Here is a 25,176-nt window from a genome sequence, read left to right on the forward strand (position 1 = left end):
AATATTACACCCCTTCATATTCTGTTCTTGCAACTACTTCATCTTGAATTGGCTTTCCTATTTCACACCAATATTGAGTAAATCCAGCTACTCTTACCATCAAATCTCTATAATTTTCAGGCTTTTCTTGAGCATCTTTTAAAACCTTAGAGTCTACTATATTATATTGAATATGATATCCACCTTTTCTCATATAAGCTCTTGTAAGATCAAGAAGCTTCTTAGCCCCTTCTTCTCCTTTTATAGCACTTGGATGAATCTTTAAGTTCATTTGAGAGTTTTGTGATTTAGTATGATCCCAAATAGTTGCAGAATTAAACAACGCATAAGCTCCATTTTTATCTGTTCCAGGATATGCAGACATAGATCCATCTGAATAAGTTGTTCCTGATAGTCTTCCATCTGGAGTTGCAAGTGTTGCTGCTCCTTGAGCACCGTGGGTTGATACAGAAATCTGGCATGCATACATTTTCTTACCAAAAAGTGATTCATAGTTATGAGTCATTTCACAGAACCAATCTTCATATTCCTTTAAAATGCTGTCTACATATGCATCATCATTTCCGTATTTAGGTGCAAGTAGGCAATCTCCATATATCTTGTCATACCTACTTCCATCTTCTCTCTTTTCCTGATCTGCCAAAGAGTAACTTCCTACTTCTGATGCAGTTTTAAATCCAAAATTATTAAGCATTGCCTCTTTTATTTCTTCTAAAGTATATTTCTTATCGTCATATACTAATTTTTTAATTGCTGCTAAGGAGTTAACCATATTTATAGTTCCACAGCTTTCAACATTATAAGTGGCATTATATCTATATCCCATATTGCCAATGTGCTGTCCTTTATCTAGACAATCTGGCTTCAGCATTGAGCTAAATACTGCCATGTTATTTTTTCTCCAAATGTCATGTTGAATGTTATTTGTTCTAGCAAGACAATCACATGTTGCATCATAATATTCTTTATAGATATTCCAAAGCTCTTCGAAGGTTTCAAGTTTTTTATTATGTGGAGGATATACTTGAATATCTGTTCTATGATCCTTCCCATTTGTTATTACCAATTCTAAAATTTTTGGATTTGCAATAAAATGTACCCCTACGCTTGTTGGCTGTCCTGCTCCTCCTGGAATAAAGTATTTCTTACCATTCAAAGTAAGCTCTTTCCATGCACAAGGTGATGTCTCTAAACATCCTCCTATGGCAAATGATCTAGCTTCTTCTACTGTCATACCTTCTTCTGCATATTGATTTAATATAAATTGCATACCACCTTGATTATTCATCCATGCTGGATACCCCGCTCCAGTTTTATCACATTCAATACATTTCAATAAGAATTCTTCTGGAAGCTTTTCATCATATAAAACTGATAATGTTGGTTGAGGTGATCCGCAAGTAATTCCGGCTTCAACTATTAACATTTCTAGTTCATTAGCTGCAGATTCACCATACTTAGTAAGACCACCTAAACTTAAATTATTAAATGTGTTTCCTGAAAGCACTCCTCCTACAACTCCTGTAGATGCAAAGCAATCTATACATGTAAATTTAACTCTATGAAGTTCTAATAATTCTAAAGCTTCATTTTTAGTAAGTCTGCCTGCTTCTAAATCCTGCTTAAACCAAGGATAAAGCACCTGTCCTACTCTTCCTGGTGAAAGCCCTGAAATTGCATCTTCATTTAAACAAGCAATGTGAATAGTATAAGTAAGCTGAAGAGCTTCTCTAAAAGTTCTTGGCTGATTGTGAGCTATCCATTCTAAACAATTTGCTATTTCTTCATATTCTTCTTTTTGAACTTTATCCTCTGTTACACTAATAAGTCTTTTAGCTTCCTTCACATAGTTTAAAATCCAGTTTTGTATTCCTTCTACTACTAATTTTACAGCTTCATAGAAGTATAATCTGTCCATTCCTATTATTCCATCGCCATCAGCATTTCCAGCCACTTCTTTTTTGCATTCTTCAGCCATTTTTATTAAACCATCAAATCCATATTGGAGAGGATAATAATAATTTATAACTTCTCTTCCTTGTGGAAGTGTAAATCCAGAGTCGAACATACATATTAAGCTCTTCATTATATTTTCTTTGATTTCATAACTTGGAACTATTTGCTCATACTTATGTCCTAAGTCTTCTACAGATTTTCCTACCCATTCCTTTGCTAGTGTCACTAAAGCAGGAACTTCTTCTTTTCTAATTCCAAATTTTCCAGCTATAGATACTATATTTCCAAAACTATTAGTAACATTTCCTCCGCCAGTACCAAATTTACTTAACTCACCAGCACTTGCACTTCCTCTTTTCAAAGCTTCTTTATAAAGCTCATCTTCCTTTGCTACAAAAAATCCTTCTGAAAGCCAAGGCATTGGAAAAGAACCCCTATAGTAATTAGTTTTTTGCATTACAAGCTTTTCCCCTGGGAAAATAGTTGGAGTTAAATGTGAAAATGCGCATTTCAATGCTTCAGCTCTTCTAACTACATTAATTTCTCCTTCTAATTCATTCCATCTTCTTGTATACCAATATGGAAATTCCGTATTAGTGGAAGATAATGTATTATAATATATATCCCTTAATTTTTTTGCTCTCTCTGAAGGCTCTTTTTTTACTTCCCTATCTACTAGCTCTTCCGGCGCAGTTCCACCCGCTTGAAAATTAATAGGTAATCCCTTGCCTGCTAATATGTCTGCTAGTTTTTTCTTTACTGACATTTTCATCTCCTCCTAACGTCTTTAAAATTGTTTTACAACCTATAGATATGTTTTTACAGATTTTTTTATTACTTTACAAAAAGCTCAAAAACTGCAGTAATAACTACTGCAGTTTCAAATTATCTATTTTTATTCATATATTAATATTTTCTTTATAACTTCCAACAAGTTGCTTCCATTTACGTTAGCCTTATCACAAAGCACTCCAATCTTACCCGTTTTACATCCTGCCTTTATTCCTGCTTCCACATCGGTATTTCTATCTCCTATCATCCAACTTTCTTTAACATTTATATTATATTTTTCTATAAGTTCAAGTAACATTGTTGGATTAGGTTTTCTACAAGAAGCATTTCTATCATAATACGGACAGTATACTATTTCCTTTATTTCTCCATAAGGTTTTACTTCCTCTATAAGCTTTTGATGTATCTTTTTAAGTTCATCTTCTGTTAATGTTCCTACTTCTATTCCTCCCTGATTTGTTACTACAAATATACTATAGCCGGCCTCTGCTGCAATTTTAATTGCTTCCTTTGCATCTTCAAATATTATTAAGTCTTCAGGAGTACATACATATTCTTTAAAATCATTTATTACTCCGTCTCTATCTAAAAATAATGCTTTATTCAAATACGCCAACCTCCTATTTAAGAATTCATTATTACATTAAACAAGTAAAGAATAATTCTTATTATATAATAAATAAATTCACGAAAAATTTTCATAATAAATATCAATACTAAATTTATAATTGTGTGCATAATAAACTATTTTGAATAATATAAATTATAGTTTATATAATAATTTTACCATAATTATATAGTTAATCTATAAAATTGTTGAATATGTTAAACTTTAGCACATTATTTATTGACTAATAGCTAATAAAAATATATCATATGGAAATACAGTAAATAAAGAGGAGGGTTTTCCTTGAATATAGATAAAGAAAAAATTAAAAGTGACTTTTTGCAAAATCTTATTAATTTATATTCCGTGGATATTAATGAAGCTTCTTTACTTCAAAAGTACTTTGCTTTAGGCTCCTTAGTAAGATCCTATGCTGCAGAAAACTGGTTAGAAACCAACAAAAAATATACTAATAATACTGATAAACAGATATATTACTTTTCCATGGAATTTTTAATTGGACGGCTCCTTGGAAATAATATGATGAATTTGGGTATTTACAATACATGTAACGAAGCATTAAAAGAACTTAATATAAATATAAATGAACTTGAAGAAATCGAAAGCGATGCTGGTCTTGGCAATGGTGGTCTTGGAAGACTTGCTGCTTGCTTTTTAGATTCCATGGCATCTCTTAATATTCCTGGTCATGGCAATGGAATAAGATATAATTACGGACTTTTTGAACAAAAGATAATTGATGGATATCAAATAGAGGTACCTGATAAATGGTTAAAGGAAGGTAATGTTTGGGAAACTAGAAAAGCAAATAAGTCTGTTACTGTTAATTTTTATGGAACGGTAAAACATATATCCGAAAACGGGAAAACAAGATTTATACAAGAAAACACAGAAACAATACTTGCTGTGCCTTATGATACTCCCGTTATAGGATATAATAATAAAACAGTAAATACTCTAAGACTTTGGAGCGCTGAGCCAATAGATAAGGATTTTGACTTAAATTTATTTAGCCAAGGAGAATATTCTAAAGCAGTTGAATATAAGTCCTCTATTGAGTCTATAACTAAGGTGCTTTACCCAGATGACTCCACAGAAAAAGGAAGACTTCTTAGATTAAAACAGCAGTATTTCTTTGTAAGTGCTGGTCTTCAAAGTATAATCAGAAGATATAAAAAACTTAATAAATCTATGACTGAATTTCACAAGTATGTAGCAATACAAATAAATGATACTCATCCTGCTGTTGCAGTACCTGAGCTTATGAGATTATTAATAGATGTAGAAGGACTTCACTGGGATGAGGCATGGAATGTGACTACTAATACTTTGGCTTACACTAATCATACAATTCTTGCTGAAGCAATGGAAAAATGGCCTGTAGATATGTTTAAAAATCTTTTACCAAGGATTTATATGCTTATAGAAGAGATAAACAGAAGATTTTCTATTGAAGTCATAGATAAATTTAATGACTCAAACAAACTAAAAGAGATGTCCATAATACAAGACGGCTATATTAGAATGGCTTATCTTGCTATTGTTGGAAGCCACTCTGTAAATGGTGTAGCAAAACTTCATACAGATCTTTTAAAAAAGCAGGAGCTATCTAATTTTAATGAATTCTATCCTGGCAAATTTAATAATAAAACTAATGGTATAACTCACAGACGATGGCTTTTAAAAGCTAATCCAAACTTAAGTAACCTTATAACTAAAAATATTGGAGAAAGCTTTATATATGAGCCTCTAGACCTTATAAAACTAAAACCTTTTGCATATGATAGTGGATTTAGAGAAGAATTTCATAAGATAAAACTTAATAACAAAATTGAATTTTGTAAGTTTGCTAAAGATAAATTCAATATGGATATAGACCCTAATTCTATATTTGATGTTCAAGTTAAGAGATTACATGCTTATAAAAGGCAAGTTTTAAATTTGTTTAATATAATGGATTTATACTTTAGACTTAAAGATAATCCTGAAATTGATATTATACCTCGAACTTTTTTCTTTGGTGCTAAAGCTGCCCCCTCCTATCATCTTGCAAAACAAACTATAAAACTTATTAATACTGTAGGAGATATAATAAACAATGCGCCTTGTGTGAAAGGAAGAATAAAAGTATATTTCCTTCCTAACTATTCTGTATCCTTAGCGGAAAAAATAATTCCTTGTGCTAATGTAAGCGAACAAATTTCTACAGCTACCAAGGAAGCCTCTGGTACTGGAAACATGAAATTTATGATGAATGGAGCAATTACCTTAGCCACCTTAGATGGAGCTAATATCGAAATAAAGGATGCCGTAAGTGAAGAAAATATAGTTATATTTGGATTAAATAAAGAGGAAGTTTTAAGTTATCAAAAAAATCATAACTATAATTCCTATGAACTTTATAATTCTGACATGAGAATAAAAAGAATATTAGACTCACTTATAGATGGATCCTTAAGCCCTAATAAAAATGAATTTAAGGATATATATGATTCTCTTTTAAATGGAAATGACGAATACTTTGTTTTAAAAGATTTTGCAGCCTATGTAGATGCACAAAACAAAATAGATACTCTTTATAGAGATAAAGATCTTTGGAACAAAATGTGTGTTATAAATATCGCCCATTCAGGAAGATTTTCTTCAGATAACACCATCAAGAGGTATTGGGAAGACATTTGGAGCGTATAGTTGAAATTTTAAGGTAATGTTGAATCTAACGTATGGGATTTGCATAATTGATGAAACATCTCAGCAAACTGAGATGTGCTAATTTATAAAGAAATCATAGATTTCTATAAATTATGCAACCGATTCACTGCACAAAGAAGCTCTAATATTTGTGCCTTTAAACCACCTAAATTTTCTAAACTCGCTGTCGCTCAGACAGTAGAAAATTCTTTACGGTGTTTTAAAGTCAGAAATAAAGGGCTTCTAGTTGCTTGTTCAATGCTTTCTACAATGCAAATCTCATACTATATATTCAACATTAAAAATATCACTAAAACTGCTGGAAGGAAGTAATTTGGCTTTAGCCAAATTGCTTTTAAATTGATACTTATCAAAGGGCTGGTAAGTCCGCAGACCGGTAAGTTGTAAAATATTAGATGCTCTATTTTTTATTAAGCATTTTTTATACTATTATCTTATCTTTAACTTATAAATTTAATAACAAAGCAACAATATTTAAAGAAAGGATTTTGTATATAATGAAAGCAAAATTTCTAAAGAAAGAGTTTATTCTTGTTATTTTATCCTTATTATTTTCAAATATATTAATTGGTTGCTCTATTGATAAATCTACAACTGCTTCTTACAATAAAAAAAACTCTTCAATATCACAGGGAGAAAAAAAAGAAATATCAAAAGATTCTTCTAAAGAAGTAAATTCAACCGAAAAATTAGGTGAAGATGAAAATTATAAAAATAATATCTCTCCAGAAACAGTTAAAGTAAGCGGTAAGGTTAAATTATATGAAGGCACCTATTTTGATGACAGGCGTTTTGGAGATAATATTTTGGAAAGTTCTTATGAAGTTGTCATCTCCAATGTGAGGGATACTTCTTTTGATTTTACCATCTGTCAATTAGATGCAGAAACAGGAGAGAGAAAAGTTATTTTCCTTACAAATACAGCCGTTTTTATAGGAGATGGGACAAAGGCTGCTTTTTACGGAAAGAATTACACCCTTAATTTTACATTTCCAAATAATCACGGTGCATATCCTGTTGTAACAGACATGAAGGTATCTGGATTTCAGCCATTGGAAGGTAAAACTTACGTTAATAATGGAATACCAGGGCATGAATTTGGCTAGAAGAATAGTGTTGATAATATAACATTTTTTAAGGGAACATCCAAAAGAGTTCCCTTAATTCACATTTTAATAATTTTCCGGATTTATGATACTGATTCTTTTGAACGCTGTATTTTATCTATAGTATCCTCATTTATAGTTTGTTTTAATTCTTTCATATATTTTGAAAACTCCACTTCTTTTTCTCCATATGTCAGATTTAATTCATACTCAAGAGGAATCCATGTTGATATATCAGCCTCATTGTGTTGAATTAGTGTCTCCATCTTGTCAAGTGCCTTGTAAATCTTGGATTCGATAGTTTTTTGTGAATTCATTTCCAAAAATAGCATAGAAAGTTCTTTTTTATATGGTTCTGGCAGATCGTTAATCAACTGGTGAACTTCTCTATTTTCTACAATCTCATCGCTTTTAGTTTTGTTAAATGAAGGTATATCACCTGTGATTGCTTCACCTAAATCATGACAAATACACATTAATATTACTTTGTTAATATCAACATCGGTAAATTCATCCTTCACCAAGTATGCCATTAAAGATAATCGCCAACTATGCTCTGCTACACTTTCATGGCGATTAGAAGAAGTCCATGAGTGTCTTGTATTATTCTTTAATTTTTCTGCAATAGACATAATTTCTATGAATTTTTTTATGTTCATTTTCCCCACACCTCCAGTTACATTATCAAATTGTCTTGTTTTAGCATAACATAACATAAACAAGAATATTACGCTTACTATAATGCAAATTATGAATCAAATTATACAACTTCATTAGCTTGCTATGTAAAGCGTTAATGTGCTGTATATGATATATACCTTTTATTTATTGCTATATGTTTATGTAACCTCTCAGGCTTTGGCCCTTAAAGATTTTTATGTACCAATTGTTAAAATAGAGATATTTTTAATGCTGAGAGGAGTATAGAATTTTCATCGTAGAAGGCATTGAATGAGCTTTAAAACGGCTTTATTTATAAATTTGAAAATCGTATAAAGCCTCCTACTGCCTGAGCGACAGCGAGTTTAGGAGGCTTAGGTATTTTAGATTTATAAATATTAGCCGTTTTTAGCGAAATGAACGTCTGACTGCATGATTTATAGAAATCTTTGATTTCGTTATAAATCAGCACATCTCAGTTCGCTGAGATGTTTCCTAACTCAAATGCGACCATCTCAACATTAAAAATATCCTTTATACTTACTGACTGACAGAATTTCTTGCTTCGAGGATTTCTTCTCTTGATAAATTGCCTTTTTCTAAAGCAGCATCATCTAATTTAACCAAAGAATCATAAAATTCTACTGCAAAGGCTATAGATTCTGTATTCTTCTCTGTAACATCTAAAAGTTCATATAAATAGTCCTCTGCTGATGCAAAATTTCCTACTTCTTTGTAGTAATTTATAATTCTTCTTAAAGTTTCTTCAGAAAGTACATAACCTGAAGTCTTTTCTATTATACTTGGTATATCTTCAAAATACCTATCAAGATCAGTATCTTTATCACATAAGAAAGCTTCAATGAACAAATTTAAGGCCTTTATGTATATGTAAAAACTTTCATTTTCTTTTCCTTGAATACTTAATATATAAGCTCTTTGCTCTAATAACTTTGATATTATGATGGCCTTATCTTTTTCAATTTCACCACCAACTTTTAATATGTCAATTAAGTTATCATTACTCATAGAATTAAAGAATAAGGAGTTAAGTCTAAATAAATTACTAAATGTTTCATCAATAAGTTGTAAAGCTCTATCGTAGTTTTTGTCTTCTGTTAAACTAAGAACTTCCTCAAAACTTTCTTGAAATTGGTTTGTAAGTCTTTTAGAAAAGTTACTCTTAAGCATAAAACTATTCCTCCATTTTTAGTTAAATGATAGTAAGATACTAACAGCTACATTATAACATAACTTAGGATTCCATAATACTCCATTAGATTTCTGCATTATTAGTTTTATTGCCTATATGTTATAATTTACATACATTATGAGTTTAAATGTGAAATATATATAAGTGTTCAATAATTTAAATAAAGCAAACAAAAATTAAAGAAAGGTAGTGAACAAGAATGAGATATGAGGGAGTAGTATATAGACCTCCAAGTGAAGCGTATAGTTTGATAATACAAGCAACCGTTGGGTGTGCTCATAATAAATGCACATTTTGCAGTATGTACAAAGACAAAAAGTTTAAAATTAGATCTCTCGAAGATATATTTATAGATTTAGAAATGGGACGTTCATACTATAAAAGAGTAGACAAAATTTTTTTAGCAGATGGCGATGCCTTAGTGCTTAAAACAGAAAATTTGAAGTCTATTCTTAGAAAGATAAGAGAGTTATTTCCAGAATGCGCACGAGTTGGAATTTATGGAACACCAGGAGATATTTTAAGAAAAAGCGTAGATGAATTACAAGAACTTAAAAGTGAAGGTTTAGGAATTGTATATCTAGGAGTAGAAAGCGGAAGTAACACAATACTTCAAAATATCCAAAAAGGTGTTACTGCTGAAGAAATTATACAAGCAGGCAAAAAAATAAAAGAAAGCGGATTAACTTTATCTGTAACTCTTATTTCAGGTTTAGGCGGAAAAGAAAATTTAGAAGAACATGCTAAAGAGTCTGCAAAAGTTATAAGTGAAATCGATCCTGATTATCTAGGACTTCTAACTCTTATGTTTGAGTCCGAAACCCCTCTATATAAAGAAGTTCAAGAAGGAAAATTTAAGCTTTTACAACCAAGTGAAATAATGATGGAAACAAAGCTCTTAATAGAAAATTTAAAAGTTACAAATTGTGTATTTAGAAGTAATCATGCATCAAATTATGTATCACTTAAAGGTACTTTACCGGAAGATAGAGAAAATCTTTTAAATAAAATAAACTCTGTTCTTCAAGGAAATCAAAGTTATAAAAGTGAAGCCTTTAGAGCATTGTAAAATGACATTATGACATTTTTAATGGTGAATCTTCCGTATGGGATTTATATCTAGGAAAGCGTTCATTTCGCTAAAAACGGCTAATATTTATAAATTTAAAATATCTAAGCCTTCTAAACTCGCTTTAGCTCAGACAATAGAAGTCTCTTAACGATATTTTAAATTTATAAATAAATCCGTTTTAAAGCTCATTCAATGCTTTCTACGATATAAATTTCATACTGCATTCACCATTAAAAATGTCTTTATTTCAAGATTTATCATATAGAATCTTTTAGGGCGGCAGCCTGAGAAGTTATAAGAGCTTATAAGCAATAAGCAGAGAGTTAGATAAATAATATTTTAGAACTTATCATTCCTTTGATAAATATACATTCAAAAGGAGCCTTCTTCAAAGCGAAATTCTTTCCTTAAGTCGGTAAGTCTGAATGACATTTTTAATGTTGGACATAAGTATGGAATTTGCATTGTAGAAAGCATTGAACAAGCAAATAGAAGCTCTTTATTTCTGAATTTAAGACACCGTTAAGAATTTTCTACTGTCTGAGCGACAGCGAGTTTAGAAAATTTAGGTGACTTAAAGTCAGAAATATTAGAGCTTCTTTGCGCAGTGAACCGCTTTCCTAAATGCAAATTCCATACGATACGTTCAACATTAAAAATATTATACTTTTGCACCTGCTTCATTTACACTTGCCTTAGCTGTAACCTTTTTGGCTGCCATTAGGAAGCATACTAAAGCTAAAATTGCTCCTATTATTCCTGCTGGTAGTCCAATTCCCATTGATAATTTAAATCCTTCTGGCGCAACTATAATATAAGTTATACATACAGCAGTCATAAATATAGCTGGTACTGTTGCCATCCAATGGCTTCTTCCTCTATAAACTAAATACATTGCTGATGTCCAAAGAACTATTGTAGCTAATGTTTGATTTGACCATCCAAAGTATCTCCATACTATTGCAAAGTCAATTTGTGTTAAAATAAATCCTACTATAAACAATGGTATACTAATCATTAATCTATTTTTCATAGATTCCTGCTTAAAGTTTATAGAGTCAGCTATTGTAAGTCTAGCACTTCTAAAAGCTGTGTCCCCTGAAGTTATAGGACATGCTACAACCCCAAGTATTGCAAGTATTCCACCAACTTTTCCAAGTAAACTGTTACATATTAAATTTACTACTGCACCTGCATTGTTACCGTTTTCTGCGATAAATTTAGCAAGACCATCTACTCCCCCAAAGAAAGTCATTGATGCTGCTGCCCATACTAGTGCAATTATTCCTTCAGCTATCATTGAACCATAAAATATTCTTCTGCCTTGTCTTTCACTTGTAATACATCTAGCCATTAGTGGTGATTGTGTTGAATGGAATCCTGAAATAGCTCCACAAGCAATTGTTATAAATAGCATTGGGAATAAAGGATAACTTTCTGGATTAGCATGTAAATTCTTAAGATTTCCCGCAATTTCTGGTATATTATATCCTTTTACTATTAAAGCTCCACCTACTCCTACACACATTATTAATAAACATAATCCAAATAAAGGATATATTTTTCCTATTAGCTTGTCTATTGGAACAAGAGTAGCTATTATATAATATGCAAATATTATATATAAGAATGTTTGTAGTCCCACTGAAGGTATCAATCCATTTAATATTCCTGCTGGTCCACTTACAAATACAACTCCTGTAAGCACAAGTAATATAACTGAGAATACTCTCATAAATTTTTTGAAACCATTACCTAAATATTCTCCAACAACTTCAGGTATACTTGCTCCATCATGTCTTACTGATAACATACCTGAAAAATAGTCATGTACTCCTCCTGCGAAAATACATCCAAATACAATCCATAAAAATGCAGATGGTCCCCACATTGCTCCAGCAATAGCCCCAAATATAGGACCAAGCCCTGCTATGTTTAAAAATTGAATTAAAAATATTTTCCATTCAGGCATTGGTACAAAGTCAACACCATCTTCAAGTCGTATTGCTGGTGTTTTTATTTTGTCATCTGCTCCGAAAAGCTTTTCAACAACTTTACCATAAACAAAGTAACCAACTATTAGTGCGATAATTGAAAGTATAAATGATATCATGCTTATCCCCCCATTTAAATTAAGTTTTAAGTTTCTTTAACTCAAAGCCAATCTTATGACTAGATTATAATAAAATTTAATAGAATATTTTCATTTATTACACCAAATAACAAAAAAAGCACATAAAGTGCATTTATATGCCCATTAAGTGCTTAAAAGCATTTATATTGTTTCTACTTACCGGTATTTCTTCTTCTATTCCTTTTAATTTAATCATATAAGTATTATTAAACCAAGGTATAATTTCAACTACTTTTTCTAAGTTTACTATATAAGACCTGTGGGTCTTAAAAAATATATCTTGAGGAAGCCTTTTATAAAACTCCGATATACTACAATTTTCCATATAGTTATCATTTGCAGTATAAATTAATGTTTCCCTTTCTCTTGCTTCACAATAGCAAACATCACAAATATTTATCACTTTCAATTTGCTATTCTTCTTTAATGTAATCTTATTACCTATACATCGTGCATTTTGTTTTTGTTCTACATCTTTCAAAGCTTCTAATTGCCTCAGTGTCCTTACAATTCGCTCTTCTGAATAAGGCTTTAAAATATAATCAAAAGCTTTTATCTCAAAAGCATCTACTGCATGTTCCTTATATGCTGTTATGAAAACAACAAAGCTTTTTTTTTCAAAGTTATTAATTATGCGTCCCAAAGCAACGCCATCTAATTTGGGCATGTTTATATCTAAAAATATTATATCTGGTTTATTTTTTTCAATGTACTCCAGTGCTTCTATAGAATCTCCAAATTCACCGTCAATATCTATATTGCTAAATCCACGTATAAAGTACTTCAACTCTTCCCTTGCTGGATATTCGTCATCTATAACTATACAATTCATAAAATCATCCTTTCAGTGTTTCCACTATAAAAGTAGTTCTAGTTCCTTTATCAAGCCTTTCTATTTGAAGTCCCTTCCCATAAAGATATTTTAGCCTATTATTTACATTAGATATTCCTATTTTATTTTCCTGCATATTATCATCATATACTTTTTCTATAACTTTCTCTGAAATTCCTACTCCATCATCTTCAATAATGATTTTAGCTTTATTATCTGCTATCTTTTTTACGTAAATTTTAACTGTACCTTTTTTGTCTCCTGCTAAAATCCCATGCTTTACAGAATTTTCAACTATAGGTTGTATTATTAGACTTGGTATCTTTATATTTATATCTTCGTCTATATCATAAACTACATTTAATTTATCTCCGAATCTCGCCTTTTCCACTTCTATATACGCCTTTACTTGTTCTAACTCTTTATAAATATCTACCAAATTATCCCCTATCTCTAAATTATATCTTAAATAAGTAGATAAATTAATAATAAGTTCTCTTGCTTTATCAGGATTTATACGTACAAATGAAATAATAGTATTTAAAGCATTAAATAAAAAATGAGGATTTATTTGAGTTTGTAGTGCTTTTATTTCAGCCTTAGTTGCCATTTCCTTAAGCTTGCCAAGCTTACTTATTTCTAGTTGCGTAGATATAATTTGTGAAAGTCCTATGGCTAAATTTGTATTTCTAAAGGATATAGCATCTTCCTTTCCATAATATATTTTTAAGGTTCCTATTATTTCATCTCCCTCCTTTAATGGTGCAATAATAGCCGATTTTAAAGGACACCCATCACATGAACAATCTATTTGCTCTGCATTTGTTAAAACTAATATTTCTCCCTTTTCTATAACTTTTTCCGTAGCTCCAGTTAAAATATCATTCCCCTTAATATGATGGTCTTCCCCCATGCCAACATGAGCTAGAACGTATTTTTTATCCGTTATAGCTACTGCATCTGCATCTATAGAATTTTTTATAATTTCACAAATCTTTTCAAAGGAATTATTATCAATTTCCCTAAAGTATGGTAATGTTTTATTTGCTATCTCTAAAGCTATTTTAGCTTGCTTTGCTGCAATTTGCTCTTTTTCTTCAAAAATATTTTGTATTAATAAAATTAATATTGATATACCTATAGCATTTGTAAATACCATAGGAATATATATATTTTTAACTATATTTAAAGCTGTAGAAAATGGCCTTGACATAATAAGAATTAAAAGCATCTCTAAGCTTTGCATGAGAGCGCCTCCAATAAGACCATAAATCCACTTATTGTTATTATTTGAGTATTTATAAAAAACACTGGTTATAATTCCTGAAACGATTGTTGCAATGGCACATGGAACAGCTGTGATAGTTCCTATATTTATTACTAATCTATGCAGCCCTGCAATAACTCCAGATACAATTCCTACAAAGGGTCCACAAAGTAGTCCTCCAGCTACAACTCCAATAATTCTTGTATTGGCTATAGCACCATTTATATCTGTTCCTATATAAGTTCCTAGCATACCAAAGCCACCAAATATTATAGAAAGGATAATCAAATCCTTTTTTTTAAATTCATCTTTTTGTATTATATTTTTAAAACTAGTGGATCTAGATACAATAAATCCTACTAAAATCACATAACCCATATTATTGGTAAGATTTTTTATTAACTCTACCATTGCTTACATCTCCTATGCTTAAATTAAAAAATAATATCTTTTTCCTGACTATCTTACTTTGTATATACTAGCATTTCCCTTATAATATATACAATTATAACATACCCAATTAAATTTTATTTTAGAGAAATTCTGTAAAACTATTGCATAATTATAAATCACGTGCTATACTAACATCAATTTAAACTAAAGTTAAATATTGCCAAAACACTCCGTAGAGGTGCTGTAATTAATAGTAATTATTTGGAGCTTACCAAAGCATTGAAAAATAATAAAAGGAATTACAGCCGAAGAAAGTATATTGGGTAGGTTACTTTCTGGCTTTGTATAGAATATATGCAGGGCTGTCACTTTGTTTTTATATAAAGTGGAGCGCTATAGAGGTATACAAATTTTGCTTATTTATGCAGCAGAGGTGTATCCTTTGCTGCATTTTTATTTATTTTAAAAAGGGGGCCTATTGTATAAAATGTTACAGTTAAATCAAAAAAAGAAAGAATTTAATGTTCCTCATACCTTTGTAATTATATTTACAATCTTAATTTTAGTTATAATTGCTACTTGGCTTATTCCTGGTGGCGAATATGAAAGAGCTAAAAATGCTGCTGGTAGAACTATAGCTGTTTCAGATTCATTTAAATTTGTAGAAAACACACCTGCTAATTTAAAAAAGCTTTTGACTGCTCCGTTAAAAGGTTTTACATCAAAAGCTGATGTTGCAGGATTTATATTAATTGTTGGTGGTGCTTTTGCAGTTATTCAAAAAACCAATGCTATTGATACTGGAATACTTGGAGTCGTTAGGAAACTAAAAGGAAAGGAATTTTTAATAATCCCTCTTATAATGACGTTATTTTCAGTAGGTGGTGCAGTTTTTGGGATGGCAGAAGAAACCATACCCTTTGCTGCAATATTTGTTCCACTGGCATTAGCTTTAGGATATGATTCTATAACTGGAATGTGCTTAGCCTTTGTTGGTGCTACTGTAGGTTTTTCTAGTGCAATGTTAAATCCATTTACTGTAGGTATAGCGAAAGGAATTGCAGAAACTCCTATGAAGGCTGGTATAATTTATAGGACTACAGCATGGGCTATATTTACAATTGCTGCCATTGTTTATGTGATGATATATGCAAATAAAGTTAAGAAAAATCCTCACTATAGTATAATGTATGAAGAAGACACTTTAAGGAAAAATGACTCTTCAAGCGAAATGAGCTTAAATACTGAATTTACTACTTCTCATAAATTAATAATACTTACCTTATTTGTGGGAATAGCTTTAATAGTTTATGGAGTGCTGAAATGGGAATGGTACTTAGAAGAAATTACTGCAGTATTTTTAGCTATGGCAATTATTTCAGGCTTTATAGGGAAGTTAAATTTCAATGTAGTTGCTGATACTTTTATAGCTGGAGCTAAGGACGTGCTTGGCGCAGCATTAGTAGTAGGACTTGCTAATGCAATAGTTATAGTTGCTACAGATGCTAAAATAATGGATACAATATTATATAGCCTAGCAAAAGCAATAGAGCCTCTTCCAAGACTTTTCTCTGGTTATGCAATGCTTATAATTCAGTCTATTATAAACTTCTTTGTTGGATCTGGTACAGGCCAAGCTGCCTTAACTATTCCAATAATGTATCCATTAGGTGAACTTGTTGGAATAAGCAGAGAAACCTCTATACTTATATACCAATTTGGTAATGGATTTACAGATCTTGTATTCCCAACCTCTGGTGTGTTAATGGGTACACTTGCTCTTGCAAAAATACCTTATGAAAAATGGTTTAAGTGGGTATTAAAAGCTTTAGTATTTTTATCAATACTTCAATTGCTTTTAATAACTCCAGCTATATTGTTCCCAGGACTGCTTCAATAGCCATTATGCTAGTAATCATAGTTATGTATGTTTTAATAACTTAAATTTAATATATATCAAGTTATAATTACTAAAAATTTGCTTGCTATTTTTAAAGGAGATGTATTTAAATGAATGTAAAAGATATTATCTTAAATAAGCTTCCTGAAATTAAGTCCTTAAGAAAAACTCTGCATGAAAATGCAGAACTTGCTCATAAAGAATTTAAAACTCAAAAAATAATAATGGAAACCCTTGAAAGTTTAAATATAAAATATAATTCTTGTGCTGGAACAGGCGTTGTAGGAGTACTAAATAATGATGAGATTTCTATAGGTGTTAGAGCTGACATAGATGCTCTTCCTATAGATGGAGTATTTCATGGTTGTGGACATGACTATCACACAGCTATAGCACTCGGAACTGCTATGGTATTAAAGGAAATGGGCTTTGAGAAATGTGTTAAGTTTTTATTTCAACCTGCTGAGGAACTAGATGGGGGAGCTTATCCTATGATTCAGGAAGGAGCTTTAAAAAATCCTGAAGTTAAATATATGATAGGTTTTCATGTTTGGCCTAACTTACAAGTTGGGAAAATAGAAGCTCCAGAAGGTCCTACTATGGCTTCTGTAGATGACTTTTCTGTAACCTTTAAGGGCGTTGGAGGTCATGCTGCGATGCCTCATTTATGCAAAAACCCCGTTTACCCTGCTATAGATTTTATACAAACTATGAATAATAAAACCAAGATGGAAATAAGTCCTTTAAACCCTCATGTATTAACTTTTTCATCAATTAATGCAAATAATACTGCTTCTAATGTAATACCAGAAAAAATAGAGGTACTTGGAACTTTAAGAACTTTTGATACAACTCTTGTTGATAAAATTAAAAAAGATTTATATGATACCTGTGCTCTTTCAGCTAAAAAATATGATTGTGAATGTGAATTAAGCTTTGCAGTTGCATATCCTCCTTTAATTAATGATAAGAAATTATGTGACAAATTTTATAAAATTGCTGTGAATACTTTAGGTGAAGAAAATGTACTAACTGCAGAAAGAACCTTTGGTGCAGAAGATTTTGCTTTCTTTTCTCAAGAAGTACCTTCAGTGCATTTCAGAGTAGGTATAAGTGATGATACACAGGGTTTACACCCACTTCACTCTCCTATGTTTGATGCCAATGATGATGCAATTTTTTATGCTATTCACACTATAGTAAACTTCATATTAGAAATAAGTGATGAAATTTAGAAATTTTATACGGTTAAAAAACAGAAAGAGCCCATATAGTATTTAGCAAATACTATATGGGCTCTTGTGGAAATTTATATTGATGTGCTTTTGCCTGATATTTTCTTATTTATTAAGTTTGGTAGATAAGGTACAACTAACTTTTCATATATACCTCCACCTAAAATTGCTCCTACAATTGGTGCAAATATTGGTACAATCAATCCATAATTATTAGGTCCAATAACTGTTGATCCCCATCCTGCTAGCAAAGCCACAAGCCTTGGTCCAAAGTCACGAGCTGGATTCATTGCAAAACCAGTTAAAGGTCCATAGGAAGCCCCAATAAATGCTACAGTTAATCCAATAGCTACTGCTGGTATTCCTGCCTTAGGAGATCCCTCATTATTTCCATCTGTTACTGCAAAAATAACCAATAGCAAAACTGCTGTGATACACACTTCAATCATGAATGCATTAACCATAGATATATTTGCTGCTGGGAATGTGCTAAATATTCCAGCTGTAGCCCACCCATCTTTTGATGCCCTTACTATGTTTTTACTATTTTCAAAGGCTGTAATAGTTGTTCCGTATAGTCCATAAGTTAATGCTGCTCCTAAAAAAGCTCCAATCACTTGAGAAATAATATAAGGAATAACCTTCTTTTTATCAAATCCCTTCCATACTGCAAGGGTTATTGTAACTGCTGGATTTAACTGCGCTCCTGAAATTGAACCTACTATATATACTGCCATAGTTATTGCAAGTCCCCATACTAAACTTAGCTCCCAAAATGTTATGTTAGTTCCAGCTGTAACTAGTGACGCAACAACTCCTGTTCCTATGAAAATAAAAAGAAATGTACCTATAAGTTCTGCCAAACATTCCCCAAATAAATTATTTTTCATATAATCTCCCCCTATAATTTTATCATTATAGATATTTAAATAAAATTTTATAACAAGTGTTGTAGCAATTCTTTACTAGGTCCCGATATTACAGCTTTATTTACAAGCATTCCACTTTCAAGTGCAGTGTTTGCTCCTACTGTTACTGCGTTGTTAACAGAACTAATTTCCCCAGTAAAAGTTACAAAAGCTTTTCCTCCTATTCCAACTCCCAATCTGATTTCTATTAATTCTATATTTGCTGACTTAACCGCAGCATCAGCTGCAACAATAGCTGCAGCAATACTAAAGAACTCCAACACTCCTAAGTCTTTTAATTCTTCAACATTGCCTGATGCATTTATGGCTGGGATTACCTGTGGATGAACATTGGGTAAAAGTAATTTATTTACTACATAATTTTCTCCTAAAATCATACCATGATTAATAGCTGTTTCTACAGCCCCTACATTTCCTGTGATTAAAATTACATATTTACCTGGGCAAACACTTTTTGCAAAGATTAAATTTACTTCTGCAGCCTTTAGCATTTCATCTGCAACTTGAATTCCTCTGGCTATACTATTTAACTCAATCATACCTATAGTTCTTATCATTTTATCACCTCAGCTTAAATAGCTTTTATTGCTATACTATCACTTATTTCAGAAATTACGCCTCTAATAGTTGCATGAACATTTGACCCCATTTTTCCTTCTTCTACTCTAGCTATAACTTGGCCTATCTCTACAGTATCCCCTACTTCAACTACTGGAATTGCTCCAGCACCTATGCCTTGTCTTAAAGGGATTTTTACTTCTGTTGGTTTTACTTCTCCTCCCTCTTGAAGCTTTTGTTTTTTATACTTATCTAAATGTAATCTTGCTATTAATCTATTTGTAGGTACTTTTCTATACTCTCTCATTATATTGGCTGTAAAACTATTGGTTTTATTTTCCCACTTTTGCCCACTTTCTCTTAACTTACCTTTTAAATAAATATTTATTCTCTTAGGTGATAATCCCATAGGGCAAGCATACATTTCACATATTCCACATTCACAGCATATAATTGCCTGTTTTATAGCTTCATTATTTAAATCATTTAATGCAATGCTTCTCATAATTTTATGTGGATTTAATGGATGTCCAATTAAATTTCTAGGACACATATCTGTACAAAAGCGGCATTGTATACAAGCTGATTTAGCTTGATTTTTCATATGCTCAATAGTTACCTTTTCTCTTTCAATTAAATAATGGTTTTCAGAAATTACAATAATTGCTCCATCTGTTTTTGTTATAACTCTATCCTCTATTTGATCCTTTGAAATTTTTCTTCCCATCATTGGTCCACCCATAATTAATGAATAATCCTTTATAAGTGTTCCACCACACTTATCTAAAACATCTTTTACCTTAGTTCCTATGGGTACTTTAACAATTGAAGGCATTAATATTTCACCTATAACTGTAACAAACTTATATGTAACTTTTTTTTCTTCAAGTGCTTCAAAAATATTAAAAACAGTACCTACATTTGACACCACAGCTCCAACATTTAGTGGAATTCCTCCTGGTTGTATTGTTCTTCCTGTCACCTCATAAACTAATATTTGTTCATCTCCAGCTGGATAAAACACCCTGCTTAAATGTAGCTTCACCTTGGAGTTAAATTTTTTTATAGAAGCCTTTAGTGCTTCTATTTCTTCATGGTATTCTTCTTTGAGTCCAATAATTATATGCTCTGCTTCAATAGCTCTTCCTATTTCTTCTACTGCCTGTATTATTTCATCACTCTTATTTCTCATGATATACTTATCTGATTGAAGTAATGGCTCACATTCTAATCCATTTATTATAAAATATTCAACATTACAATTTAATTTAAGATGAGTAGGAAATCCCGCTCCACCAGCACCTATAACCCCAGCATCCTTTATTTCTTCAAGTAAATTCAAAATTCACCCCTCCTTTTTGGATGAGAGTTATGAATTAAGAGTTAGGAAAACTATATATTGCCTTTTTACTCCTTACTCTTAACTCTTATTTAATTTCTATACTATTCTAAATGCCTCAACCATTGTACATCTTCTCTTTCTTGTAAAACTTAATGCATTGGTGAGCCCTTCCCCTGTTGGCCCTGCTATGGTAAAGGTTGTATGTCCTTCTCCACCAAATCCAATTCCTGCGTAAGATGGTGCATTTTTAACAAATATTGTAGTATCTATAGCCCTAGCCATTTTAGTTAAATTATCTACGTTTTTAGAATGCATAATAGCTGTATGCCTATTTCCATGTTCATCTTCTACCGCAAGTTCTAGAGCTTCCTTAAAGTTTTTAGCCTTAACTATTGGAAGAATAGGCATCATAAGTTCTTCCTGAACAAAGGGATGGCTGTTTTCTGCTCTGTATATTAAACATTCAATTCCATTTGATGCATCTTTTCCAATACTTTGCAGTAAATACTTAGCATCTTTTCCTACAAACTTCTTATTTGCAGAATACATATCTTTTTCCTTATCATAAATTAAAACTATATTAGCTAATTTCATTGCTTCTTCATCATTTAGCTCGTATACTGTTTTATTATTTTTCATTTCTTTTATAAGTTCTTCATAAACATCCTGAACCACAATTGCTTCTTTTTCAGCTATACATGGTAAATTATTGTCAAAGCTGCATCCAGCAATTATATCTCTTGCTGCTTTTTTAATATCTGCAGTTTCATCAACTACTACTGGAGGATTTCCTGCACCAGCCCCTATAGCCTTCTTTCCTGTGGAAAGGGCCATTTTTACTATAGCTGGTCCTCCTGTTGCAACTATCATCTTTATCCTTTTATGATTTAATAATATATCAGTATTCTCTAATAGCGGTTTTTTAACTGCTGTTATTAAATTATTTGGTCCACCTGCATCTTTTATAGCTTTGTTCAATGCCTTAATCATAGTTAGTGATGCATTGAAAGCCCCTGGATGAGGTGAAAATACTACAGTATTTCCTCCTGCAAGCATTCCTATTGCATTACAAGCAACTGTAGCCGCTGGATTTGTAGATGGTGTAATTGATCCTATAACACCAAAAGCACCATTCTCCACAAGTGTAAGTCCTTTATCACCTGAATAGGCAGCGGTATTTAAGACTTCAGTTCCTGGTGTTTTCTCTGCTGTTAGTTTTAATTTTAAATATTTATGATCAATCCTTCCCATGCCTGATTCATTAACACAAAGGGTTGCAATATTCATGGCATTATCAATTATTGCTTTTCTCATAGCAGCTATTAATTTTTCTCGCTGTTCAATTGAGTACTCGGAATACTTTTTATGCGCCTCATACGCTGCCTCTATAGCTTCTTCCATGGTATCAAATATTCCATCACTTACATCAATTTTAATGTCTCTTTTGCTCATTTCCTTTAAGACTTTTTCTATTATAAGCGATAATTCGTTACTTCCTAATTCCACTTTCTACTACCTCCTCAAAAGCACTTAACCCATGTTTTGCAATCAGCATATCTTGCTCAACTGTACCTCCGCTAACTCCTATTGCACCAACTATTTCTCCATTTATTCTTAGAGGAAATCCACCCCCAAAGACAATTATTTTCTCATCATTATTAATTCCATAAAGCTCCCCTGTTGGTAATGACAGTTTTCTCAATTCATGTGTTGAAGCTTTAAGCACTGCAGCTGTATATGCTTTTTTTGTAGCTATTTCTATACTGGCTAAAAGAGAATTATCCATACGGGTAAGCAATACAATACTTCCATTAAAATCTGTTACACAAATAACCATGGGTACCCCCACTTCATATGACTTTTGTATACATTTTTTAGTTACATATTCAGCAGCTTCTCTATTAATCGCAGTTTTACTTATGGTAACTTTATTGCCCTTTTGTACCTCTAGATTATTTGATATTTGATTATTTTGTGAAAATTTTTTTATATTTTCTTCTGTTTTTTTCATTATATCTTTATAATCAAAATATCTAGCTATAGTATAAATAGCATCAGATAATCTGTTCACGTATTTCATTAAATTTTCATTAACATCATAATGATTTGTAAGCTCTGCTATATATCTCTCAGCTCGTCTTACATCCGTTCTTGCAACATCAAGATGAGCTGATTCTACAGTTCCACCAGGAACTATAAATCCAGTTTGTGAAGGCTTAAGTTCATTCATATTATCTATAGTTTCTTCAAGAAATCTTATATCTTCATCACTTACTCTTGTTTTGAAATAATCTGTTCCTATAGAAGCAAGTTCAGCACCAACTTCAAATAAGGTCTTTTGAATCTTTAAAAGTTTATCTAAAATATCTTTTTCTTTAATGTGAATTTTTGCCATGCCAATAGATGAATTTGCTTCATCTATACTTCCATAAGCCCAAACTCTTAGGTCATGTTTTTTTGTTCTATCTCCACCTACGAGACTAGTACTTCCTTTGTCTCCAGTTTTGGTGTATATTTTCATTCTTCCACCACCCTAATAACCTGAATCCCACTCAATAGAGTCGACAATCCCTATGATAGATGCATCAGCTGGTATTACCTTATCTGAGATATCTGTATATCTTGCACCGCTTCCAGTAACTACAATTACAATATCATTTATTCCTCCACCTACTGTATCTATTGCAACTATAGGGTCTCCTGTTGTTTTTTCACTTTCATCTATATGTTTAACTATCAAAAGCTTACTTCCAATAAACTTTGGATCTTTTTGCGTTGATACAACCTTTCCAACAACCTTTGCTAAAAACATATCTACGCTCCTTTATTTTAGTTAACAGTAGTTAACATTAATTTCGTTATTATATATATAGTCCTTTGCTAGTGGAGTTAATAAAGAACCTTCTTTGACCCAAATTTCTTTTGAATCATTAGTAGCTAATATAATATCTTCTATTGTTAAAATCCCTGATAATCTTTTTATATTACAAGCTTCTTCTTTGTTTATAACAGTATTTTTTATTGCATTCTCATGGTATAAATCTTCAGCAGCATTACTCATGATACTAAGCCTTGCATTTATAGTGCGTTTTATGTCAGTGGAGTTTATAAACTTTACTCCAAAGCTTATTAATTTATCTTCATAATATAAAATGAATTTATTATATGCAGCATTTTTACTAAATCCTAAAGCTATGTTTACAGAATTTTGAGGATCAAAGCTATCTTTAACAATAATAACTTCTTTGTTCATCATAATAGCCTCAGCTATTCCAGTCGCTACTAAGTTATCCTGAATACCTGCAGCACATTTAGATAATGTATTTCTGGTCATTACTGGCACTAAAATCAAGTCATCTTCTCTTATAGCTTTGGTTAGCTCTGATTTACTATCTATTAATCTAAAATTCAAATTATCAATATAATCCTGAGGTATAATTTTTCTTGAAGACTCTGTCATTACTATGTCATATTGGAGCATTTTCATAGAAGACAGTGACTCAAAAATATCCTTTAAATTTACAGCACCACCTGATATAAATAAAAGTACTCTTTTATTCATCATATTTACTATTTGAGTAATCATAGGTCTTAGTAAATCTTCAATATTCATTTACTCACCTCACTTAATTGACACTATTCATAGCAATTCCTATAGGCGTCACTAACAGTGGATTATATGGTTTTATAGTTCTAATTCCTGTATATTTTTCAACTATCTTTTCCATATCTTTAAGACAGCAAGTTCCTCCTACAAGATAAATATTATCTACATCATAACCCCTCGTATGCTTTAAAATTATATCAGCCATCTTTTCTATCACTGGTCTAACTAAAGGAAACACCGTACTATAGTTGCTATAGTCGACTTTAAATTTTTCTGCCTCTTCATATTCTATTCCTAAACTTCCAGCTAAAACTAAACTTAAATGATGGCCTCCTGTAGGCTCATCATCTGTATAAATCACTTTGCCATTTTTTAATATGGATATTCCTGTAGTACCGCCACCTATATCCACCACTGCACCATTTTTTATATTTAAAACCGAAGATGCTGCAGTAGGTTCATCTATCACATTGATTACATTAAAATCAGCTGCTTCTACTACATTACTTATAACTTTTATATTGCCTTTACTTATTCCTGGTGGTATTGCTGTAGCGGCATAATTTAAGGTTCTATTTAATTTTTTCTCTAATCTTTCCTTTAACTCTCTTACTATAGTTACAGCCTTTAAATATTCAACCACTATACCGTCTTTAACAACACTTGCTGGATATATTTCTCCAGCTATTGGAATATTATTTTTGTCTAATACTGTTATAACTATATTAGATGTACCCAAATCCACACCTACCTTAAGATCTTCTTTTTCAGAAATTTTAGTTTGATTTAAGATACTATCTTCCATTTGCTTGATTAAAGCATTAGTTTCATTTAACATAA

General features: G+C 31.4%; 20 protein-coding genes and 1 riboswitch. Of the genes, 5 read left to right on the plus strand and 15 right to left on the minus strand.

The genetic code is table 11. From position 1 onward, the window contains the following. Positions 1–4: 4 nt before the first annotated feature. Positions 5–2,722, minus strand: a complete 2,718-nt coding sequence (hpdB, locus tag CRN98_RS10635) for a 4-hydroxyphenylacetate decarboxylase large subunit (RefSeq protein ID WP_097027402.1) — start codon at positions 2,720–2,722, stop codon at positions 5–7. 129 nt (positions 2,723–2,851) lie between these two features. Next, complete coding sequence (locus CRN98_RS10640; protein WP_097027403.1) at positions 2,852–3,355, minus strand: D-glycero-alpha-D-manno-heptose-1,7-bisphosphate 7-phosphatase; 504 nt, start codon at positions 3,353–3,355, stop codon at positions 2,852–2,854. A gap of 303 nt (positions 3,356–3,658) precedes the next feature. On the opposite strand from CRN98_RS10640, the gene CRN98_RS10645 reads away from it, so the two are divergent. Beyond that, a complete protein-coding gene (locus CRN98_RS10645; RefSeq protein ID WP_097027404.1) occupies positions 3,659–6,067 on the plus strand; it encodes a glycogen/starch/alpha-glucan phosphorylase in 2,409 nt (802 codons plus the stop codon). A 518-nt stretch (positions 6,068–6,585) separates the two neighbouring features. Further along, on the plus strand, positions 6,586–7,194 hold the full coding sequence (locus CRN98_RS10650; RefSeq protein WP_097027405.1) for a hypothetical protein: 609 nt from the start codon (positions 6,586–6,588) through the stop codon (positions 7,192–7,194). An 83-nt stretch (positions 7,195–7,277) separates the two neighbouring features. Here CRN98_RS10650 and CRN98_RS10655 read toward each other — a convergent pair whose 3' ends face one another. Then, positions 7,278–7,853, minus strand: coding sequence for an HD domain-containing protein (locus tag CRN98_RS10655; RefSeq protein WP_097027406.1), 576 nt, complete (start codon positions 7,851–7,853; stop codon positions 7,278–7,280). 541 nt (positions 7,854–8,394) lie between these two features. After that, positions 8,395–9,045 carry a DUF6483 family protein gene (locus CRN98_RS10660; protein ID WP_097027407.1) on the minus strand — a complete coding sequence of 217 codons (651 nt, stop codon included), beginning with the start codon at positions 9,043–9,045 and terminating at the stop codon, positions 8,395–8,397. 221 nt (positions 9,046–9,266) lie between these two features. Here CRN98_RS10660 and CRN98_RS10665 point away from each other — a divergent pair, with 221 nt between their 5' ends. Next, complete coding sequence (locus tag CRN98_RS10665) at positions 9,267–10,136, plus strand: radical SAM protein (RefSeq protein WP_097027408.1); 870 nt, start codon at positions 9,267–9,269, stop codon at positions 10,134–10,136. A gap of 664 nt (positions 10,137–10,800) precedes the next feature. On the opposite strand, the gene CRN98_RS10670 is transcribed toward CRN98_RS10665, so the two are convergent. The 3 genes from CRN98_RS10670 to CRN98_RS10680 all read right to left on the minus strand — a co-directional run bounded on the left by CRN98_RS10670 (position 10,801) and on the right by CRN98_RS10680 (position 14,783). Continuing rightward, complete coding sequence (locus CRN98_RS10670; RefSeq protein ID WP_097027409.1) at positions 10,801–12,252, minus strand: carbon starvation CstA family protein; 1,452 nt, start codon at positions 12,250–12,252, stop codon at positions 10,801–10,803. Positions 12,253–12,385: 133 nt separating this feature from the next. After that, on the minus strand, positions 12,386–13,105 hold the full coding sequence (locus CRN98_RS10675; protein ID WP_097027410.1) for a LytR/AlgR family response regulator transcription factor: 720 nt from the start codon (positions 13,103–13,105) through the stop codon (positions 12,386–12,388). Between the two features lie 4 nt (positions 13,106–13,109). Continuing rightward, the gene (locus CRN98_RS10680; protein WP_097027411.1) at positions 13,110–14,783 is read right to left on the minus strand and encodes a sensor histidine kinase; all 1,674 of its coding nucleotides are present in this window, start codon (positions 14,781–14,783) and stop codon (positions 13,110–13,112) included. Positions 14,784–14,990: 207 nt separating this feature from the next. Beyond that, positions 14,991–15,169: riboswitch (Lysine riboswitch) on the plus strand. A gap of 83 nt (positions 15,170–15,252) precedes the next feature. On the opposite strand from CRN98_RS10680, the gene CRN98_RS10685 reads away from it, so the two are divergent. Both CRN98_RS10685 and CRN98_RS10690 read left to right on the plus strand, forming a co-directional pair. After that, on the plus strand, positions 15,253–16,665 hold the full coding sequence (locus tag CRN98_RS10685; protein ID WP_097027412.1) for a YfcC family protein: 1,413 nt from the start codon (positions 15,253–15,255) through the stop codon (positions 16,663–16,665). A 110-nt stretch (positions 16,666–16,775) separates the two neighbouring features. Further along, positions 16,776–17,900 carry a M20 metallopeptidase family protein gene (locus CRN98_RS10690; RefSeq protein ID WP_097027413.1) on the plus strand — a complete coding sequence of 375 codons (1,125 nt, stop codon included), beginning with the start codon at positions 16,776–16,778 and terminating at the stop codon, positions 17,898–17,900. 74 nt (positions 17,901–17,974) lie between these two features. Here the strand turns inward: CRN98_RS10690 and CRN98_RS10695 are convergent, their stop codons facing one another. From CRN98_RS10695 to eutJ, 8 genes are all read right to left on the minus strand, one after another. Continuing rightward, positions 17,975–18,790: an MIP/aquaporin family protein gene (locus CRN98_RS10695; RefSeq protein WP_097027414.1), complete on the minus strand. Its 816-nt coding sequence runs from the start codon at positions 18,788–18,790 to the stop codon at positions 17,975–17,977. A 47-nt stretch (positions 18,791–18,837) separates the two neighbouring features. Then, positions 18,838–19,386: a BMC domain-containing protein gene (locus CRN98_RS10700; RefSeq protein ID WP_097027415.1), complete on the minus strand. Its 549-nt coding sequence runs from the start codon at positions 19,384–19,386 to the stop codon at positions 18,838–18,840. A 14-nt stretch (positions 19,387–19,400) separates the two neighbouring features. Beyond that, positions 19,401–20,729, minus strand: coding sequence for a 4Fe-4S dicluster domain-containing protein (locus CRN98_RS10705; protein WP_097027416.1), 1,329 nt, complete (start codon positions 20,727–20,729; stop codon positions 19,401–19,403). A 96-nt stretch (positions 20,730–20,825) separates the two neighbouring features. Next, positions 20,826–22,235, minus strand: coding sequence for an aldehyde dehydrogenase family protein (locus tag CRN98_RS10710; protein WP_097027417.1), 1,410 nt, complete (start codon positions 22,233–22,235; stop codon positions 20,826–20,828). Continuing rightward, positions 22,219–23,250: a cob(I)yrinic acid a,c-diamide adenosyltransferase gene (locus CRN98_RS10715; RefSeq protein ID WP_097027418.1), complete on the minus strand. Its 1,032-nt coding sequence runs from the start codon at positions 23,248–23,250 to the stop codon at positions 22,219–22,221. The genes CRN98_RS10710 and CRN98_RS10715 overlap by 17 nt, the downstream gene beginning before the upstream one ends. Positions 23,251–23,262: 12 nt before the next feature. After that, on the minus strand, positions 23,263–23,541 hold the full coding sequence (locus CRN98_RS10720) for a EutN/CcmL family microcompartment protein (RefSeq protein WP_097027419.1): 279 nt from the start codon (positions 23,539–23,541) through the stop codon (positions 23,263–23,265). 21 nt (positions 23,542–23,562) lie between these two features. Continuing rightward, positions 23,563–24,342 (minus strand): flavoprotein, encoded by a 780-nt coding sequence (locus tag CRN98_RS10725; protein ID WP_097027420.1) that lies wholly within the window; start codon positions 24,340–24,342, stop codon positions 23,563–23,565. Between the two features lie 13 nt (positions 24,343–24,355). Then, complete coding sequence (gene eutJ, locus CRN98_RS10730) at positions 24,356–25,174, minus strand: ethanolamine utilization protein EutJ (RefSeq protein ID WP_097027421.1); 819 nt, start codon at positions 25,172–25,174, stop codon at positions 24,356–24,358. Between the last annotated feature and the right edge of the window lie 2 nt (positions 25,175–25,176).

This window comes from Clostridium peptidivorans (assembly GCF_900205925.1).
In the GTDB taxonomy this organism is placed as follows: domain Bacteria; phylum Bacillota; class Clostridia; order Clostridiales; family Clostridiaceae; genus Clostridium_AK; species Clostridium_AK peptidivorans.

Bases quoted from the DNA above. Each gene is read 5' to 3' on its own strand.
- CRN98_RS10690 (WP_097027413.1), top strand. From the start codon at position 16,776: ATGAATGTAAAAGATATTATCTTAAATAAGCTTCCTGAAATTAAGTCC.
- CRN98_RS10680 (WP_097027411.1), bottom strand. From the start codon at position 14,783: ATGGTAGAGTTAATAAAAAATCTTACCAATAATATGGGTTATGTGATT.
- CRN98_RS10725 (WP_097027420.1), bottom strand. From the start codon at position 24,342: ATGAATATTGAAGATTTACTAAGACCTATGATTACTCAAATAGTAAAT.
- CRN98_RS10685 (WP_097027412.1), top strand. From the start codon at position 15,253: ATGTTACAGTTAAATCAAAAAAAGAAAGAATTTAATGTTCCTCATACC.
- CRN98_RS10700 (WP_097027415.1), bottom strand. From the start codon at position 19,386: ATGATAAGAACTATAGGTATGATTGAGTTAAATAGTATAGCCAGAGGA.
- CRN98_RS10720 (WP_097027419.1), bottom strand. From the start codon at position 23,541: ATGTTTTTAGCAAAGGTTGTTGGAAAGGTTGTATCAACGCAAAAAGAT.
- CRN98_RS10715 (WP_097027418.1), bottom strand. From the start codon at position 23,250: ATGAAAATATACACCAAAACTGGAGACAAAGGAAGTACTAGTCTCGTA.
- hpdB (WP_097027402.1), bottom strand. From the start codon at position 2,722: ATGTCAGTAAAGAAAAAACTAGCAGACATATTAGCAGGCAAGGGATTA.
- CRN98_RS10665 (WP_097027408.1), top strand. From the start codon at position 9,267: ATGAGATATGAGGGAGTAGTATATAGACCTCCAAGTGAAGCGTATAGT.
- CRN98_RS10670 (WP_097027409.1), bottom strand. From the start codon at position 12,252: ATGATATCATTTATACTTTCAATTATCGCACTAATAGTTGGTTACTTT.
- eutJ (WP_097027421.1), bottom strand. From the start codon at position 25,174: ATGTTAAATGAAACTAATGCTTTAATCAAGCAAATGGAAGATAGTATC.
- CRN98_RS10695 (WP_097027414.1), bottom strand. From the start codon at position 18,790: ATGAAAAATAATTTATTTGGGGAATGTTTGGCAGAACTTATAGGTACA.
- CRN98_RS10650 (WP_097027405.1), top strand. From the start codon at position 6,586: ATGAAAGCAAAATTTCTAAAGAAAGAGTTTATTCTTGTTATTTTATCC.
- CRN98_RS10655 (WP_097027406.1), bottom strand. From the start codon at position 7,853: ATGAACATAAAAAAATTCATAGAAATTATGTCTATTGCAGAAAAATTA.
- CRN98_RS10675 (WP_097027410.1), bottom strand. From the start codon at position 13,105: ATGAATTGTATAGTTATAGATGACGAATATCCAGCAAGGGAAGAGTTG.
- CRN98_RS10660 (WP_097027407.1), bottom strand. From the start codon at position 9,045: ATGCTTAAGAGTAACTTTTCTAAAAGACTTACAAACCAATTTCAAGAA.